This window comes from Pseudoxanthomonas fibrivorans (assembly GCF_041464125.1).
Lineage (GTDB): Bacteria > Pseudomonadota > Gammaproteobacteria > Xanthomonadales > Xanthomonadaceae > Pseudoxanthomonas.
Map to the genome: position 1 here is coordinate 16,741 of NZ_JBGNUG010000002.1, position 15,863 is coordinate 32,603.

13 protein-coding genes are annotated in these 15,863 nt (G+C 71.6%); 5 read left to right on the forward strand and 8 right to left on the reverse strand.

Annotation, left to right across the window (positions count from 1 at the left end; genetic code table 11):
- Nucleotides 1-5: 5 nt before the first annotated feature.
- From ACA089_RS13550 to ACA089_RS13580, 7 genes are all read right to left on the reverse strand, one after another.
- Nucleotides 6-569 carry an L-threonylcarbamoyladenylate synthase gene (locus ACA089_RS13550; protein ID WP_372017834.1) on the reverse strand — a complete coding sequence of 188 codons (564 nt, stop codon included), beginning with the start codon at nucleotides 567-569 and terminating at the stop codon, nucleotides 6-8.
- Nucleotides 570-628: 59 nt separating this feature from the next.
- A complete protein-coding gene (locus tag ACA089_RS13555) occupies nucleotides 629-3,121 on the reverse strand; it encodes a DNA topoisomerase I (protein ID WP_372017836.1) in 2,493 nt (830 codons plus the stop codon).
- Between the two features lie 203 nt (nucleotides 3,122-3,324).
- On the reverse strand, nucleotides 3,325-4,290 hold the full coding sequence (locus ACA089_RS13560) for an RDD family protein (protein ID WP_372017838.1): 966 nt from the start codon (nucleotides 4,288-4,290) through the stop codon (nucleotides 3,325-3,327).
- A 34-nt stretch (nucleotides 4,291-4,324) separates the two neighbouring features.
- A complete protein-coding gene (locus ACA089_RS13565; protein WP_372017840.1) occupies nucleotides 4,325-4,999 on the reverse strand; it encodes a pilin in 675 nt (224 codons plus the stop codon).
- A gap of 100 nt (nucleotides 5,000-5,099) precedes the next feature.
- Nucleotides 5,100-5,573, reverse strand: coding sequence for a DUF494 family protein (locus ACA089_RS13570; RefSeq protein ID WP_372017842.1), 474 nt, complete (start codon nucleotides 5,571-5,573; stop codon nucleotides 5,100-5,102).
- Between the two features lie 77 nt (nucleotides 5,574-5,650).
- Nucleotides 5,651-6,760 carry a DNA-processing protein DprA gene (dprA, locus tag ACA089_RS13575; RefSeq protein ID WP_372017843.1) on the reverse strand — a complete coding sequence of 370 codons (1,110 nt, stop codon included), beginning with the start codon at nucleotides 6,758-6,760 and terminating at the stop codon, nucleotides 5,651-5,653.
- A 74-nt stretch (nucleotides 6,761-6,834) separates the two neighbouring features.
- Complete coding sequence (locus tag ACA089_RS13580; protein ID WP_372017845.1) at nucleotides 6,835-7,968, reverse strand: LysM peptidoglycan-binding domain-containing protein; 1,134 nt, start codon at nucleotides 7,966-7,968, stop codon at nucleotides 6,835-6,837.
- A 132-nt stretch (nucleotides 7,969-8,100) separates the two neighbouring features.
- Between ACA089_RS13580 and def the strand changes: the two genes are divergently transcribed.
- The 5 genes from def (at nucleotide 8,101) to ACA089_RS13605 (ending at nucleotide 14,124) form a co-directional block, all read left to right on the forward strand.
- Complete coding sequence (gene def / locus ACA089_RS13585; RefSeq protein ID WP_372017847.1) at nucleotides 8,101-8,613, forward strand: peptide deformylase; 513 nt, start codon at nucleotides 8,101-8,103, stop codon at nucleotides 8,611-8,613.
- Nucleotides 8,614-8,752: 139 nt separating this feature from the next.
- The gene (gene fmt / locus ACA089_RS13590) at nucleotides 8,753-9,676 is read left to right on the forward strand and encodes a methionyl-tRNA formyltransferase (RefSeq protein ID WP_372017849.1); all 924 of its coding nucleotides are present in this window, start codon (nucleotides 8,753-8,755) and stop codon (nucleotides 9,674-9,676) included.
- Nucleotides 9,677-9,756: 80 nt separating this feature from the next.
- Entirely contained in the window at nucleotides 9,757-11,040 is a 1,284-nt protein-coding gene (rsmB, locus tag ACA089_RS13595; protein WP_372018927.1) for a 16S rRNA (cytosine(967)-C(5))-methyltransferase RsmB, read from the forward strand.
- A gap of 20 nt (nucleotides 11,041-11,060) precedes the next feature.
- Entirely contained in the window at nucleotides 11,061-12,782 is a 1,722-nt protein-coding gene (locus ACA089_RS13600; RefSeq protein ID WP_372017850.1) for an ArnT family glycosyltransferase, read from the forward strand.
- 64 nt (nucleotides 12,783-12,846) lie between these two features.
- Nucleotides 12,847-14,124, forward strand: a complete 1,278-nt coding sequence (locus ACA089_RS13605) for an O-antigen ligase family protein (RefSeq protein WP_372017852.1) — start codon at nucleotides 12,847-12,849, stop codon at nucleotides 14,122-14,124.
- A gap of 67 nt (nucleotides 14,125-14,191) precedes the next feature.
- On the opposite strand, the gene ACA089_RS13610 is transcribed toward ACA089_RS13605, so the two are convergent.
- On the reverse strand, nucleotides 14,192-15,853 hold the full coding sequence (locus tag ACA089_RS13610) for an MFS transporter (protein WP_372017854.1): 1,662 nt from the start codon (nucleotides 15,851-15,853) through the stop codon (nucleotides 14,192-14,194).
- Between the last annotated feature and the right edge of the window lie 10 nt (nucleotides 15,854-15,863).

Consider the following 15,863-nt stretch of genomic DNA (forward strand, 5'->3'; position numbering starts at 1 on the left):
GCGCGTCAGGCGCGCAGGATGGCGCCGTCCAGCGCCAGCCGGATCGCGGTCGGCTGCGCCAGTCCGCCGGTGTCTCCCGCCACGATGGCGTCGATGGCATCGTCCAGCAGCGGATCGAGGTCGGCCCGGCAGCGCGCCGGTGGTTCGCCGCCCCGGTTGGCACTGGTGGAAACCAGCGCCCCGCCGAACGCCTCGCACAGCGCGGCGACGACCGGGTGGGCGCTGATCCGCACCGCGATGCTGTCGCGCCCGCCGGTGATCCAGGCCGGCGCGTCGGACGCGGCGGGCATCACCCAGGTATGCGGCCCGGGCCAGCTGGCCAGGACCACGGCCAGCCGTTCCGGGGGCAGCGCGGGCAGGTCCAGCCAGCGCCGCAACGGGTCCAGGTGCGACGCGACCAGGATCAGCCCCTTGTCCACCGGGCGCTGCTTGAGTTCAAGCAGGCGCAGCACCGTGGCTTCGTTGTCCGGGTCGCAGCCCAGCCCCCACACCGCTTCGGTGGGGTAGGCGACCAGCCCTCCCCGCTGCAGCAGGGAGGCGGCTTCGGCGATGGCGAGGGTGCGGGCCATGGCGGGCGATGTTAGCCGCGGGATTGCGGGTGGCGGATGAAGGTCCGGGTGACGGGGTCTCAGAAGGGCGGCCGGTCGGCGTCGGCGGCCTTCTTCGCCACCTTTTTCGCCGGTGCCTTCTTTGCCGCTTTCTTCGCCGCGCCCTTCTTCGCGGCCTTCTTTGCCGGGGCCTTCTTCGCCGCGGCGTCGGCCGGGGCCGCGGCCTTCGCCGCCTTCTTCGCCGGCGCCTTCTTCGCCACGGCCTTCTTCGCGCCGAAGCCGCGGCGGGCCGGCTTGCCGGTCTCCTCCATGAGCTTCTGCACTTCGGCCAGGGTCAGCGAGGCGGGCTCGCGGTCCTTGGGAATCTTGCCGTTGAGCTTGCCGTCGCTCAGGTACGGGCCGAAGCGTCCGTTGAGCACCTGGATCTCGCTGCCGGGGAATTCCTTGATCACCCGGTTGCGCGCGATCTCCTCCTTCTCCTCGACCAGGAACACCGCGCGCGCCAGGTCGATCTTGAACGGATCGTCCTCCTTCTTCAGCGAGGCATAGGTGCTGCCGCGCTTGGCGAACGGGCCGAAGCGGCCGATGCCGACGCTCACCGGCTCGCCGTTGCTCTCGCCCAGCTGGCGCGGCATGTCGAACAGCTTCAGCGCTTCGTCCAGCGAGATCGAGTAGATGCTCTGGCCCGGCTGCAGCGAGGCGAACTTCGGCTTCTCCTCGTCGTCGACCGTGCCGATCTGCACCATCGGCCCGAAGCGGCCGATGCGCGCGCTCACGTCCTTGCCGCTCTTCGGGTCGGTGCCGAGCGTGCGCGAGCTGCCGGCGTCGGTGCGGTCCAGCGATTCCTTCTTGTCCTCGACCAGTTCCTTGAACGGGCCCCAGAACTTCTCCATCAGCGGCACCCACTGCTCCTCGCCGCGCGAGACCGCGTCCAGCTCGTCCTCGAGGTTGGCGGTGAAGTCGTAGTCCACGTAGCGGGTGAAGTGGCCGGACAGGAACTTGCTGACCGCGCGGCCCACGTCGGTGGGCTTGAACGCGCGCCCTTCCATTTCGGTGTACTTGCGGAACAGCAGGGTCTGGATGATCGAGGCGTAGGTCGAGGGCCGGCCGATCCCGTATTCCTCCAGCGCCTTGACTAGCGCCGCTTCGGTGAAGCGCGGCGGCGGCTGGGTGAAGTGCTGGTCGGCGTGGATGCGGTCCAGCGGCACGCGTTCGCCGGGCTTGAGGGGCGGCAGCTTGCGGCCCTCGTCCTCGTCCTCGGCGGCCTTGCTGTCCTTGCCTTCCTCGTACACGGCCAGGAAGCCGGCGAACACGACGGTCGTGCCGCTGGCGCGGAACACGTGGTCGCTGCCGGCGGCCAGGTCGACCGAGACGGTGTTGAGCGTGGCCGGGACCATCTGGCTGGCGACCGCGCGCTTCCACACCAGTTCGTAGAGCTTGCGCTCGTCGTCGGTCAGGAAGCGCGAGACCTGCGCGGGCGTGCGCAGCGCCGAGGTCGGGCGCACCGCCTCGTGAGCTTCTTGCGCGTTCTTGGACTTGGTCTGGTAGGTATTGGGCTTGTCCGGCACCGAGGCGGTGCCGTAGTCGCGCGCGATCACGTCGCGGATCTCGGCCAGCGCTTCCTGCGACAGGTTCACCGAGTCGGTACGCATGTAGCTGATCAGGCCGACGGTGCCCTCGTCGCCCAGGTTCACGCCTTCGTACAGCTTCTGCGCGACCTGCATGGTCTTGCGCGTGGTGAAGCCGAGCTTGCGCGAGGCCTCCTGCTGCAGGGTGGAGGTGGTGAACGGCGGCGCCGGCCGGCGCTTGCGTTCCTTGCTGGCCACGTCGGTGACGTGCAGCGCGCCCGCGGCTGCCTGCTGCAGGCGCAGGCGCGCCGCTTCCGCGGTCTCGCCGTCGGTGATGGTGAACTGCTCGAACTTCTGCCCGTCAAGCTTGACCAGCTTGGCGGTGAACGGCTGCGAGGCATGCGCCAGCTCGGCACCGATGCTCCAGTACTCGCGCGCCTTGAACGCCTCGATCTCCTCCTCGCGCTCGACGATCATGCGCAGCGCCGGCGACTGCACGCGGCCGGCCGACAGCCCCGGCTGGACCTTGCGCCACAGCACCGGCGAGAGGTTGAAGCCGACCAGGTAGTCGAGCGCGCGGCGCGCCTGCTGCGCATCGACCAGTTCCCCGGCGATCGAACGCGGCTGGGTCATCGCCTCCTTGATCGCGCGCGGCGTGATCTCGGTGAACACGACCCGGTGCATCGGCTTGTCGAGCAGGCCACGCTCGCGGAGGATTTCGGCGATGTGCCAGCTGATCGCCTCGCCCTCGCGGTCCGGGTCGGTCGCCAGCCAGATGTCGTCGGCCGTCTTCGCCGCCTTGGCGATGGCCTCGACGTGCTTTTCGTTCTTGTCGATCAGGTCGTAGCGCATGGCGAAGCCGCGCTCCGGATCGACCGCACCCTCCTTGGGCACCAGGTCGCGGACGTGCCCGTAGGAGGCGAGGACGGTGAAGTCCTTGCCGAGGTACTTGTTGATCGTCTTGGCCTTGGCGGGCGATTCGACGATGAGGAGGTGCTTGGGCATGGCGGGGTGGTCTGGGTGCGGCGGCGGTCCTTCCGGGACCGGGTGCGGGCGGTGAGCGGCATGTGAAGAAGCCCCCGCCAGAGAAGCCGACGCCCGGGGGAGGGCCCCCGGGCGCGGTCGCTGTCCTTTTTATACGTGAATCACGCCGCGGCCGGCCGTGTCAAGCCGGGCCGGCCGGCGCCCCTCCCGGTGCGCGCCGTGGGTCAGTTCCAGCCGGCCGCCGAAAGCAGGCCGACCATGGCCACGGCCATCACCAGCACGGCCGCCAGCATCAGTCCGAACAGCACCAGCACCACCACGGTGACGGTGCCGAGCCCCCGCTCCTGCCATTCGGGGTGGTCGGTGTAGGCCCACTTGTCGACCACCAGGGTGTCGCAGACCATGTCGTGCAGGGCCTGTTTGCGCTCGGTGAGCGCGACCATCAGCCCGGAGATCAGCACGCCCAGGCCGCAGGTGACCACGGTGAACAGGAAGTAGGCCAGGTAGCGCAGCAATGCACGCCCGAAGCCGATGGGGTCGCCGGCGGTGCGCACCACCTTGATCCCGACCGCCATCTTGCCGAGGCTGGCCTGGGTGCGCGAGGAATGCATCCAGGAGAAATACAGCATGGGCAGGCCGATGCTGATGCCGTAGTAGAGGACGAGGAACGTGACGCTGGCACCGGCGCCGGCGAGTTCGTTCTCCGCCAGGCTGGACAGGCTGACGCCGAAGCCGAGCGTCAGCGGAATCAGCACCGCGTAGCCGAGGACGCCGGTCACCAGTCCGTCGATGACGCTCGCCGCGACCCGGCGCCACAGCCCGGCCATGACCACCTCGCCACCCTGCACCGGCGACGCTCCCGCATGGGCGACATCCATCACCGTGCTCGGGGCCGCGTACGGGCTGTAGGCCGGAGCCGTCGGCGGCGCGGGGATCGCGGCCGCCTGTTCCGCGGGCGCCGGCGCGGGGGCGGAAGCCACCGGTTCGACGCGGAAATCCAGGGTGGCTGCGGCGTCCTCCAGCCCGAGTTCGGCGCGCAGCGAACCCAGGGGCTGCCAGGACGCCAGGCCTTCGCGCCACACCAGCGTCGCAGCGTCGATCTCGCCGGCGCGGAAACGCCGGGCGAGCACCTCGGCCGTCTCGGGGCCGACCTGGCGGCGCTGGCGGTCGGCGTAATACCACTCGGTCATGCGTTGCGTTCCTTGCTGTTGGATGGTGTAGGGGTCAGCCGCGGCAGGACACGGGCAGGTACTTGTCCTCGGCATCCGAGGTGCACTGCCAGGCCGAGGTCGCGGGGTCGTACTCCAGCCAGACCTTGTGGCCATCCAGCGCCGGCTTGCCGGGCACTGCGAGGATCGCCTCCAGTCCGCACAGGTCGCTGCCCTCGAACTCGCCGAAGGTCACCTCGGCCAGCGCCCCCTCCGCATAGCTGGCGGGCTCGCCGAATCCGTCATCGTCGTTGGTCGGGCAACGCCCGTTGGCATCGAGGAATTCGGTGACCTGCGGTTGCAGCGCCTGCGCCTGGCTGATCGCCGCGCTCGACTGCGCACGCAGGGTGTAGTCGCTGTAGGCGGGCAGGGCGATCGCGGCCATGACGCCGAGCACCGCGACCACGAACACGCCGGCCACCGCGATCAGGGCGACGATCGCGCAACCGGACAGCCCGCCCGGGCGCGGCTGTGCGGCGGCGGCCACCGGTGCGGCCGGCAGCGGCGGCGGCAGGGTGGGCAGGCCCAGTTCGAGCGCGAAATCCTGCAGCGGACGCCAGCTGGCCTGGCCTTCGCGCCAGACCAGCGTCGGCGCACCGATCGCGCCGCGGGCGGCGAGCGCGCCCAGTTCCTGGGCCGAAAGCGGGCCATGCCGCTGCCCGTCGGCAGTGGCGTAAAACCACTCGTTCATGCGTTTTCCCCTGAGCGTGCCCGGCCAGTGTGCCCCATGGCCCGGAAACGCGGAAGCCGGCATTGCTGCCGGCTTCGATCGGGTGGCAACGCAGGGCGGTTCAGTGCACCGGCTCGGGTTCCTCGCCGAACATCTGGGTCTCCATCCAGGCGTAGGCGGCCTCGGCGCCAGGCTGGTTGAACAGCACCATCAGCACCACCCACTTCAGGTCGTCCAGGTCGAGTTCGTCCTGGTCCAGCGCCATCGCCCGGTCCAGCACCAGTTCCCGCTGGTCGGCATCGAGCACGCCCTGCTGCTCCAGGAACAGCAGGAAGCCGCGGCAGTCCACGTCCAGCTTGTCCAGTTCAGGCCCGTGGTACACGCGAACCGGGCCGTCGACGCGCGCGCCGGCGCCGGCCAGGCGCTGCTGCGCCAGCCCGTCGAGCCAGTCGAAGGCCTTGCTGATCTCGCTGGGGCTGAAACCGGCCTCGATCAGGCCCTCGTGGAGCGGGTCGCGGTCGCGGAGCGTGTCCGCATCGTCGCCGATGTAGTGTTCGAAGAGGTAGAGCAGGACGTCCAGGATGCTTTCTTTCATTGCCCTCGGCCTGCGCCCCGCTGGGGGGCGCCGTGGGTGGGGAACCACGGGCATCGCGTCTCCGCCTGCCTAGCCGGTCAGTCGGTCGCGCCGCCGCCGGTGGACCTGCGTGCGTAGCGGCCATGTTCGACCGCGACCCGCCCATCCAGTTCCATGGCCAGCAGCATGGAGGACAGGACCGCAGGCGTCAATCCGGTCCTGTCGGCAAGAACATCCATAGGGATGGGGTCATGGCCCAGGGCGCGCCACAAGGTGTGGTGGTCCGCATCGCCTCCCACGGGGGGCGCCGGGGGCCGGTGAGGGGCGGTCCGGCAGGGCGGCGCCACCCCGGTATCCGGGCCCAGCGAGACGGCCAGCCGTCCGGCCAACGGGGCGATGCCGGCCAGTACCTCGGCCGGTTCCTCGACCAGCTGCGCGCCGTCGCGGATCAGGCGATGGCAGCCACGTGCGCCCGGGGAATGGATCGAGCCGGGCAGGGCGAAGACCTCGCGCCCGGCCTCCGCCGCCAGCCGGGCGGTGATCAGCGCGCCCGAGCGCACCGCCGCCTCGACCACCAGCGTGCCCAGCGAGAGGCCGGCGATGATCCGGTTCCGGCCCGGGAAATGCGCCGGCCGGGGCGGGGTTCCGGGCGGGTGCTCGCTGACGACCGCGCCGGCCGCCGCGATGCGCCGGCGAAGGCTGGCGTGGGCACGGGGGTAGGCGACGTCGGGGCCGGTTCCGAGGACCGCCACGGTCGTGCCGCCGGCGGCGAGCGCGGCCTCGTGCGCCGCCGCGTCGATGCCGGCGGCCATGCCGCTGGCCACGGCGAGGCCGGCACCGCACAGCGCGGAGGCGAAGGCCCGGGCGTTGTCGCAGCCGCCGGCACTGGCGCTGCGGCTGCCGACCACCGCCACCGCGGGTATCCACAGCGCCCCCGGGTCGCCATCGACGAACAGGGCAAGCGGCGCGCTGGGCGACTGGCGCAGCAGCGGCGGGAAGCGCGGATCGTCGCAACCGACGAGGTGGTGGCCGGGTCGACCCAGCCAGTCCAGGACGTGGTCGAGGGCGCGCGCCGGGACCCCGTCCAGCCTGGCCTGCAGGGCGGCATCGCCGGGCGCATCCCGGCGGCCGACCATCGCCCGTCGCGGCGCGAGGGCACCGCCGGCCAGCACCAGGCGGAGAAGCGGCAGGGGATCGGGCGTGGACATGGCCCGATCCTGGGCCGGAAACAACGACGGCGCCCTAGGGCGCCGTCGTCATCGTCTGTAGGAATCGGCCGCGGTTACTGCTGCGCGTCCGGATGCCGGGCCTGGAAGCCGACCCGCACCGGCTTGATGCCGTCCATCACCAGCGCATAGCTGACCTTGTCGAAGGTGCGGAACACCATGGCGTGCGCCGCGTACTCCTCCGGCAGGCCGACGGTGCTGCCGGAACCGGTGAACTGGTCGTCCTGGCGCGACGTGCGCGCACCGGTGACCCGGTCGTTGACGTGGCGTGCCGGCCGCCAGAGCGAGAACACGGTGCCGTTGTCGATGCCGTCCAGGCGGCCGGCCGAGATCGCGATGACGTCGCGCGGGCCGCCGGCGGTGCCGGTGCCGCCGCCCGTGGCCACCGCCAGCACCGCCACTTCGGCGGGCTGGGACGCCGGCGGGTGCGGGAAGAACTGCAGGTCGTACGGCTGCGCCTCGACCGGGACGACGCGGTCGCCGGCACGGACCTCGTGGCCACTGTCTTCCAGGTACAGCGTGGCCACCTCGACACCGCCGGTGCCGGACGCGCGGGTGATGGTGCCGACGTTGACCTTGGCCAGCTCGAAGCCGAGGAAGTCGTTGCGGCCCGTCGGCGGCACGTACTGGCTCCACAGCACGCCGTCGAGCGGCACGGTGCTGCCGTCGTATTCCAGGTGCTGGAACGTGCGCGGCATGGCGTAGCGCACGGTCGGACGCAGCACCATGTAGCGCTGGCCGGCCGGCACGCCTTCAAGGCCCCTCACGTAGGCCGACTGCCCGGCGCTTCCACGCAGGCGGTTGTCCTCGAAGTTCACCACGTAAGGCAGGTGCTCGAACGCGTCGGTCACGCGCAGGTCGCGCAGGAAGGGCTCGATCTCGGACAGCGGCACGGCGCCGATCGGCGCTTCCTCGCGCGGCCCGGCCTGCACCGCGACGCGGTCCAGGTAGGCCAGGCTGAGGACGTCGCCCGGATAGATCAGGTGCGGGTTGGCGACCTGCGGATTGGCCTGCCAGATCTCCGGCCAGAGCCAGGGCTTGCCGAGGAAGCGCCCGGCGATGTCCCAGAGCGTGTCGCCGCGGACCACGACATACGTGTCCGGGTGGCTGCCGCGCGACTCGACGGCGGCAGCATAGGTGGCGACGGTCAGCATCGCGACGGCCAGGACCGTCCGAAGGCGTGTGAGCATGGTTGCGATCCCGCCTGATTCCCCAACAGGTCCGCGGACTATAGTCCAGAATTCAGGCCGTTGCGCAAGCTTCCGCGCTAGAATTGCGACGGCCGGCCTGTTTGTCCCGGCCGTCCCCACCGGAGTTGCCCCATGGCCCTGCTGCCCATCCTCGAGTTCCCCGACCCGCGCCTGCGTACCAAGGCCGCCGTGGTCGACCCCGCGCAGGTGACCACGCCGGAGTTCCAGACGCTGGTCGACGACATGTTCGAGACGATGTACGCGGCGCCCGGCATCGGCCTGGCCGCCAGCCAGGTCGACCAGCACCTGCGCTTCATGGTCATCGACGTCAGCGAGGGCAAGGACGCGCCGATGGTCTTCATCAACCCGGAGATCACCGCCCGCGATGGCGAGCAGGTCTACCAGGAAGGCTGCCTGTCGGTGCCGGGGATCTTCGCCGACGTGACCCGCGCCGACAGCATCACCGTGCGCCACCTGGACCGGCAGGGCCGCGTGCAGGAACTGAGCACCGACGGCCTGCTGGCGGTGTGCATCCAGCACGAGATGGACCACCTGGACGGCAAGCTGTTCGTCGACTACCTCTCGCCGCTCAAGCGCGAGATGGTGCGCAAGAAGCTCGCCAAGCAGCGCAAGCACGCGGCCTGAGCCGCGCCGCGTGGGTGCCGCCCCGGTCGTCCGCGCGCCCCGTCCTTCCCGATGAGCCGGCCGCGCGCCGGCACCCGTCCGTGATGCCAGGAGTGGCGGCGCGGCACCAAGGAGTCCCTGATCCGATGAGGCTGGTCCGATGAGGATCGTGTTCGCCGGCACGCCCGAGTTCGCGGTGCCTTCGCTGCGCGCCGCCGCGCGGCAGCACGAGGTGGTGGCCGTCTATACCCAGCCCGACCGCCCCGCCGGCCGCGGCCGGGGCCTGGCCGCCTCGCCGGTCAAGCTCGAGGCCGTCGCCCGCGGCATCCCGGTGCTGCAGCCGGAGTCCCTGCGCGGTGCGGAGCCGCGGCAGGCCCTGCGCGAGCTCGCCCCGGACCTGATGGTGGTGGTGGCCTACGGGCTGATCCTGCCGCGGGCGGTGCTGGCGATCCCGACCCATGGCTGCTGGAACGTGCACGCCTCGCTGTTGCCGCGCTGGCGCGGCGCGGCGCCGATCCAGCGCGCGATCCAGGCCGGGGATGCCGAGACCGGCGTCGGCCTGATGCAGATGGAAGCGGGCCTGGACACCGGGCCGGTGCTGCTGGAGCAGCGCACGCCGATCGGGCCGGAGGAGACCGGCGGCCAGCTGCACGACCGCCTCGCCGACCTCGGCGCACAGGTGCTGGCCGACGGCCTGGGCCTGCTGCGCGCGGGCCTGCGGCCGCAGCCGCAACCACAGCCGGAAGACGGCATCACGTACGCGCACAAGCTCGACAAGGCCGAAGCGCGGCTGGACTGGGGCCGTCCTGCCGAGGAACTGGCGCGCACGGTGCGTGCCTTCAATCCGTGGCCGGTCGCCGAGGGCATGGTCGCCGGGGAGCGCCTGCGCATCCATGGCGCGGTCGCCATCGAAGCCGGCCATGACGCGGCGCCCGGCACCCTGCTGGCGGCCGGGCGCGACGGCATCGACGTCGCCTGCGGCCGCGGCGCGTTGCGCCTGCGGGTGGTCCAGCGCGAGGGCGGCCGGGCGATCACCGCCGCCGACTGGCTCAACGCGCGTCGCGACCTGGCGCGGAGCGCCTGACCGTGGCCGTTCCGCCCCGTTCCCCCGCCGACCGCGCGCGCGAGCCGGGAGCCGGCGAACGCCGGCCGCTCGCACCGGGAGTGCAGGTGCGGGTGCTCGCCGCGCAGGTGCTGGACGCGGTCGTGCATCGCGGCCGCTCGCTGAAATCCGAGCTGGCGGGGGCGTTGCCGCGGCTGTCCGACACCCGCGACCGCGCGCTGCTGGAGGCGATCGCGTTCACCGCGCTGCGTGGCCGCTACCGCTACCTGCCGGCGCTGCACGGCTGGCTGCAGAAGCCGCCCGGTCCCGGCGACGGGCCGCTGCTGGCGCTGCTGCTGGCCGGCTGCGCGCAGCTGGATGCCCTGCACCTGCCCGCCCATGCGGCGCTGGACGCCACCGTGGAAGCGGCGCGCGCGCTGGGCCGGCCGCACCAGGCCGGGCTGGTCAACGCCCTGCTGCGACGCGCGCAGCGCGAAGGCTTCCCCGCCGCCGACCCGGCCGGCGCCTGGCCGGACTGGTTGCGTACCCGGGTCGAAGCGGCGTGGCCGGCGCAGGCCGCGGCGGTGTTCGCGGCCAACGCCCAGCCTGCGCCGTTGTGGCTGCGGGTGAACCGCCGCCTGGCCACCCGCGATGGATACCGGGTGCGGCTCGGGGAGGCCGGCCTGTCCGCCACCACCGATCCGCGACTGGACGACGGGCTGCGCCTCGAAGTGCCGGTACCGGTGGCCGCGCTGCCGGGTTTCGACGAGGGCGTGGTCGCCGTGCAGGATGGATCGGCGCAGCAGGCGCTCGAAGCGCTGGCGCCCGAGCCGGGCGCGCGCGTGCTCGATGCCTGCGCGGCGCCTGGCGGCAAGGCCGCGCACCTGCTCGAGCGCGACCCCGCGCTGGAGCTGCTGGCACTGGACGTGGATCCCCGCCGGCTGCCGCGCATCGAGGACAACCTGCGGCGTTCCGGGGTCGCCGACCGTGCCCAGGTGCGCGTGGCCGACGCGACCCTGCCGGCGCTGTGGTGGGACGGCTTCACCTTCGACGCGGTCCTGCTGGATGCGCCGTGTTCGGCCACGGGGGTGGTCCGCCGGCAGCCGGACATCCTGCTGCACCGGCGCGAGGAAGACCTCGCCAGCCTCGTCCAGGCGCAGGCGCGCCTGCTCGACGCGGTCTGGCCGCTGCTGCGGCCGGGCGGCGTGCTGCTGTACGCGACCTGCTCGATCCTGCCGGAGGAGAATGCCCGCCAGGTCGACGCGTTCCTCGAACGGACCACTGACGCGGCCGCCGACCTGCTTCCACCGGCGTTCGGGCATGCCGCCGGCGCCGGTCGCCAGCGCCTGCCCGGCGAGGACGGGATGGACGGTTTTTTCTACGCGCGCCTGCGCAAGAACGGGTGAGCCCCCTATCATCGGCGCCCATGCCGACGTTCACCCCCCGCAACCGCGACACCTGGCTGTTCTGGATCACCGCCCTGCTGGTGCTGGGCGCCGGGCTGGGCCTGCGCGACCCCTGGCCTGCCGACGAGCCGCGCTTCGCCCTGGTGGCCAAGCAGATGGTGGAAAGCGGGAACTGGCTGTTCCCGCATCGCGGCATCGAGCTGTACTCGGACAAGCCGCCGATGCTCATGTGGCTGCAGGCGGCGTTCTACACCCTGTTCGGCAACTGGCGCGTGGCGTTCCTGCTGCCGTCGCTGCTGGCCGCGCTGGGCACGCTGTGGTGCGTGCAGGACCTCGGCCGCCGCCTGTGGACGCGCAAGGTCGGCCTGTACGCCGCCTGGGCGCTGCTGTTCGCGTTCCAGTTCACCTGGCAGTCCAAGAAGGCGCAGATCGATCCGCTGGTCACCTTCTTCATCACCCTGGCCAACTACGGCCTCCTGCGCCACCTGCTGCTCGGCCCGGACTGGCGGTGGTGGACGCTGGGCTGGTTCGCGGCGGGCATCGGCACGATCACCAAGGGCGTCGGCGCGATCGCGCTGCTGATGGTCCTGCCGGCGGCGATCGCCTCGTTGCGCGGCTGGCCGCGGGTGAAGGTGCACGCGCGCGACCCGCGCTTCTGGCTGGGCCCGCTCGGCTTCGTCCTGGCCGTCTCGCTGTGGCTGCTGCCGGTGGTGACGGTGGCACTGTCCAAGAACCTGCCCGAATACCGCGCCTACCTGGACGACATCCTGTTCCGGCAGACCGCCAGGCGCTATTCGCAGTCCTGGGACCACCACCAGCCGGCCTGGTACCACCTCGGCGTGATGCTGACGATGTGGATCCCGCCGGTGCTGGCGCTGCCCTGGGCGCTGCCGGCCTGGTGGCGGCGGCTCAGGCGTCGCGATGCGCGCTACCTGCTGCCGCTGGCGTGGTGGGCGATGGTGCTGGTGTTCTTCTCCATCCCGGACGGCAAGCGCGACGTCTACATCATGCCGGCGCTGCCGATGATGTGCCTGGTGCTGGCGCCCCTGCTGCCCGGGCTGCTGCGCCGGCGCTGGGCGCGATGGGTGGCGGCTGCGCTGGCCGTGGGACTGGCCCTGCTGTTCCTGGGCGGCGGCGCCGCACTGCTGCAACCGGGGAGTCCGCTCGTCGCGCGCATGGAGAGCCAGCGCGGGCTGGATCCGGCCGGGATCCGCGCGCTGGCCTGGATGCTGCTGGCGATCGGGCTGTGGGGCCTGGGCTGCGCGCTGGCGTTCCGCCGTCGTGGCGTGGCCATGCTGTTCGCCACCCTCGGCGGCCTGTGGGTGGCCTACAGCCTGGTCGGCTACCCGCTGCTCAACGACGCCAGCTCGGCACGGGGCGTCATGGCCCGGGCGGGCGAACGGATCGGGCCCGAGGCCGAACTGGGCCTGGTCGCGTGGAAGGAACAGAACCTGCTGATGGCCGACCGCAAGGTCACCGACTTCGGGTTCAAGGTCGCGTGGGAGGCGCAACTGGGCGCGGCCGTGGCGTGGCAGGCACGGTCGCCCTCGCGATGGCTGCTGGTGCAGGAGGCCGCGCTTGAAGGATGCATCGACCGGGAGCGGATCGAACTGGCCGGCATCTCCAACCGTCGTCGCTGGTGGCTCGTGCCGCCCGGCGCGGTGACGGGGCCATGCGTGGCCACCGAGGAGGAGCGGGCCCGCGCCGACGCCGAGCAGGGTCGCGAGCAGACCGGGGAGTGAGGCCAGGGCTCAGCGCGTGTTCCGGATGCTTCCGTGAACATGCGCCAGCCCACGCAGGACCGCCATGGATACGACGCACGCGGACAACAGGATGGACCTGCGCTGGCGCTGGGCCTCGGCGTGCGCGGCCCTCGGCCTCTGGTGCCTGCCAGCGCTGACCCTGAGCATCCCCAAGGGCCTGCTGCCGTTCGGCCTGCTGCTGCTCGCCTCGACCCTGCTGGTGCCGTTGCGGGTCCTGCGGGCCACCCGCGAGATCGGCCGACCCTGGCTGCTGGTCGCCGCCGCCGCGGTCGTCCCGCTGCTGGTGGCGCTGGCCTCCATCCACATGACCGGCTCGGACGAGAGCATCGACGGGCGCGACCGGCTGCTGGTGCTGCCGTGGACCATGGCCTGGGCATGGGCGCTGAACCCTCCGCGGATCATGCTGTGGCGCGGCGCGCTGGCGGGACTGCTGGCGGCCGCGGCGCTGGCCCTGGTCCAGGTCCTGGCCGGCGCCAGCCGCGCCGGCGGCTGGCTCAACGAGATCGTGTTCGCCGACGTGGTCCTGGTGCTGATGGTGATGGCGGTGTTCTGCCGCCCGCCGCGCAGCTGGCACTGGTCGGCCTTCGCCCTGGCGCTGGGCGTGCTGGCGATCCTGCTCAGCGGCACGCGCGGCCCCTGGCCGGGCCTGCTGGTCCTGCTGCTGGTGCTGATCCTGGGCAGCGGCTGGCGCAGCCGCCGCAGCCGCGCCCTGCTGCTCGGCGGCATGGTGACCTGCGGCATCGTCCTGCTCGTCTCCGTGCCGGCGTTAACCCAGCAGCTGCGGCTGTCGGAGCTGCGCCGCGACATCGAGCGCATGGACCATGGCGACCACAACTCGTCCGCCGGTGCGCGCCTGGAGCGGCTGCAGGTGGCGGCCGGCGCGTTCGCCGACGCGCCATGGACCGGCGTGGGCTTCGGCGAGTTCGACCGGGCCATGCAGCGGCTGCCGGCCTGCCGAGGCGAGGCGGGGCTGAAGATCGAACGCTGCCACCTGGGCCACGCGCACAACGACCTGGCCGAATGGGGCGCCACGATGGGCCTTCCGGGGGCCGTGGCGCTGATCCTGCTGTATGCGGTTCCGCTGTGGCTGTTCATGCGCCTGCGGCGGGACGTGACCCTCGGGCGCCTGCGGGGGTCGGCGTCGGCGGGCGCGATGATGGTGCTCGTGTTCGTGCTCTGCGGCCTCACCCAGTCGATGTTCGCCCACCAGACCACGACCAGCGTGTACGCGGCCTTCGGCGGATTGCTGCTGGGCATGGCCCTGCGCGAGGCGCGCGCCGCGCCTGGCGGCGCGCGGAAGGCCGCGCCGAAGCCGCGCTGAAAAAAAAAGCGCCGACCCGCGAGGGTCGGCGCCGGGGGGTGCCGGCGTCGCCGCCGGCGGGGGGAGGTCACTTCGAGATGTCGACGTCCTTGGTCTCGCGCAGGAACAGCGTGCCGATCACCAGCGTCATCACCGCGATCGCGATCGGGTACCACAGGCCGAAGTACATGTTGCCGCTGCCGGCGACCAGGGCGAAGGAGATCGCGGGCAGGAAGCCGCCGAACCAGCCGTTGCCGATGTGGTACGGCAGCGACATCGAGGTGTAGCGGATCCGGGTCGGGAACAGTTCCACCAGGTAGGCGGCGATCGGGCCGTAGACCATGGTCACGTAGATCACCAGCACCCATAGCAGGAACAGCGTCATCGGGATGTTGATCCGCGCCGGGTCGGCCTTCTCCGGATAGCCCGCAGCGGTGAGCGCCGCCTTCAGCGACGCCGCCAGCGCGGCCGCGCGCGTCTTCGCATCGTCCTTGGACAGGCCGGCCGCGTCGTACGACTCCACCGAGTTTCCGCCCACCTCGACCCGCGCCAGGGTACCGGCCGGGGCCGGTTGCACCGTGTAGGGCACGCCGGCCTTGGTCAATGCCGCCGTGGCCACGTCGCACGCGCTGGTGAACTTGCGCACGTTGGCCGGATCGAACTGGAACGAGCAGGAGGCCGGATCGGCATGGACCAGCGCCGGCGAATTCGCGCGGGCCTCCTCGATCGCCGGGTTGGCGAAGTGGGTCAGGCCCTTGAAGATCGGGAAGTAGGTCACCGCGGCGAGCAGGCAGCCGGCCAGGATGATCTTCTTGCGGCCGATCTTGTCCGACAGCCAGCCGAAGAAGATGAAGAACGGCGTGGCCAGGGCCAATGCGCCGGCGATGAGCAGGTTGGCGGTGGTGCCGTCGACCTTCAGCGCCTGGGTCAGGAAGAACAGCGAGTAGAACTGGCCGCCGTACCAGACCACGGCCTGGCCGGCGGTGGCGCCCAGCAGGACCAGCAGCATCAGCTTCAGGTTGCCGCCCTTGAGGCTGTCGCGGAACGGCTGCTTGGACCCCTTGCCTTCGGCCTTCATCTGCTGGAACAGCGGCGACTCGCTCAGCTGCAGGCGGATCCACACCGAAATGCCCAGCAGCACGATCGAGACCAGGAACGGGATGCGCCAGCCCCAGGCCTCGAACGCCTCGGTGCCCAGGGTCAGGCGGCAGGTCAGGATCACCAGCAGCGACAGGAACAGGCCGAGCGTGGCGGTGGTCTGGATGAAGCTGGTGTACAGGCCGCGCTTGCCGTCGGGGGCGTGCTCGGCCACGTAGGTCGCTGCGCCGCCGTACTCGCCGCCCAGCGCCAGGCCCTGGGCCAGCCGCAGCAGGATCAGGATGATCGGCGCGGCGACGCCGATCGACGCATAGGTGGGCAGGATGCCGACGATGAAGGTCGACAGGCCCATCAGCACGATGGTGACCAGGAACGTGTACTTGCGGCCGATGCGGTCGCCGAGGCTGCCGAAGAACGCCGCGCCGAACGGACGCACGGCGAAGCCGGCCGCGAACGCGAGCAGGGCGAAGATGAAGCCGGTGGTCTCGTTGACGCCGCTGAAGAACTGCTTGGCGATGATCGCGGCCAGCGATCCGTACAGGTAGAAGTCGTACCACTCGAAGACCGTGCCCAGGCTCGAGGCGAAGATGACCTTCTTGTGGCCCTTGCCGAGTTCGCCCTGCGGCGAATGATGATGCGTGGTTGCGTTCATGTGGATCCCC

Bases quoted from the DNA above. Each gene is read 5' to 3' on its own strand.
- ACA089_RS13555 (WP_372017836.1), bottom strand. From the start codon at position 3,121: ATGCCCAAGCACCTCCTCATCGTCGAATCGCCCGCCAAGGCCAAGACG.
- fmt (WP_372017849.1), top strand. From the start codon at position 8,753: ATGAGGATCGTGTTCGCCGGCACGCCCGAGTTCGCGGTGCCTTCGCTG.
- dprA (WP_372017843.1), bottom strand. From the start codon at position 6,760: ATGTCCACGCCCGATCCCCTGCCGCTTCTCCGCCTGGTGCTGGCCGGC.
- ACA089_RS13610 (WP_372017854.1), bottom strand. From the start codon at position 15,853: ATGAACGCAACCACGCATCATCATTCGCCGCAGGGCGAACTCGGCAAG.
- ACA089_RS13565 (WP_372017840.1), bottom strand. From the start codon at position 4,999: ATGAACGAGTGGTTTTACGCCACTGCCGACGGGCAGCGGCATGGCCCG.
- ACA089_RS13580 (WP_372017845.1), bottom strand. From the start codon at position 7,968: ATGCTCACACGCCTTCGGACGGTCCTGGCCGTCGCGATGCTGACCGTC.
- ACA089_RS13570 (WP_372017842.1), bottom strand. From the start codon at position 5,573: ATGAAAGAAAGCATCCTGGACGTCCTGCTCTACCTCTTCGAACACTAC.
- ACA089_RS13550 (WP_372017834.1), bottom strand. From the start codon at position 569: ATGGCCCGCACCCTCGCCATCGCCGAAGCCGCCTCCCTGCTGCAGCGG.
- def (WP_372017847.1), top strand. From the start codon at position 8,101: ATGGCCCTGCTGCCCATCCTCGAGTTCCCCGACCCGCGCCTGCGTACC.
- ACA089_RS13560 (WP_372017838.1), bottom strand. From the start codon at position 4,290: ATGACCGAGTGGTATTACGCCGACCGCCAGCGCCGCCAGGTCGGCCCC.
- ACA089_RS13600 (WP_372017850.1), top strand. From the start codon at position 11,061: ATGCCGACGTTCACCCCCCGCAACCGCGACACCTGGCTGTTCTGGATC.
- ACA089_RS13605 (WP_372017852.1), top strand. From the start codon at position 12,847: ATGGATACGACGCACGCGGACAACAGGATGGACCTGCGCTGGCGCTGG.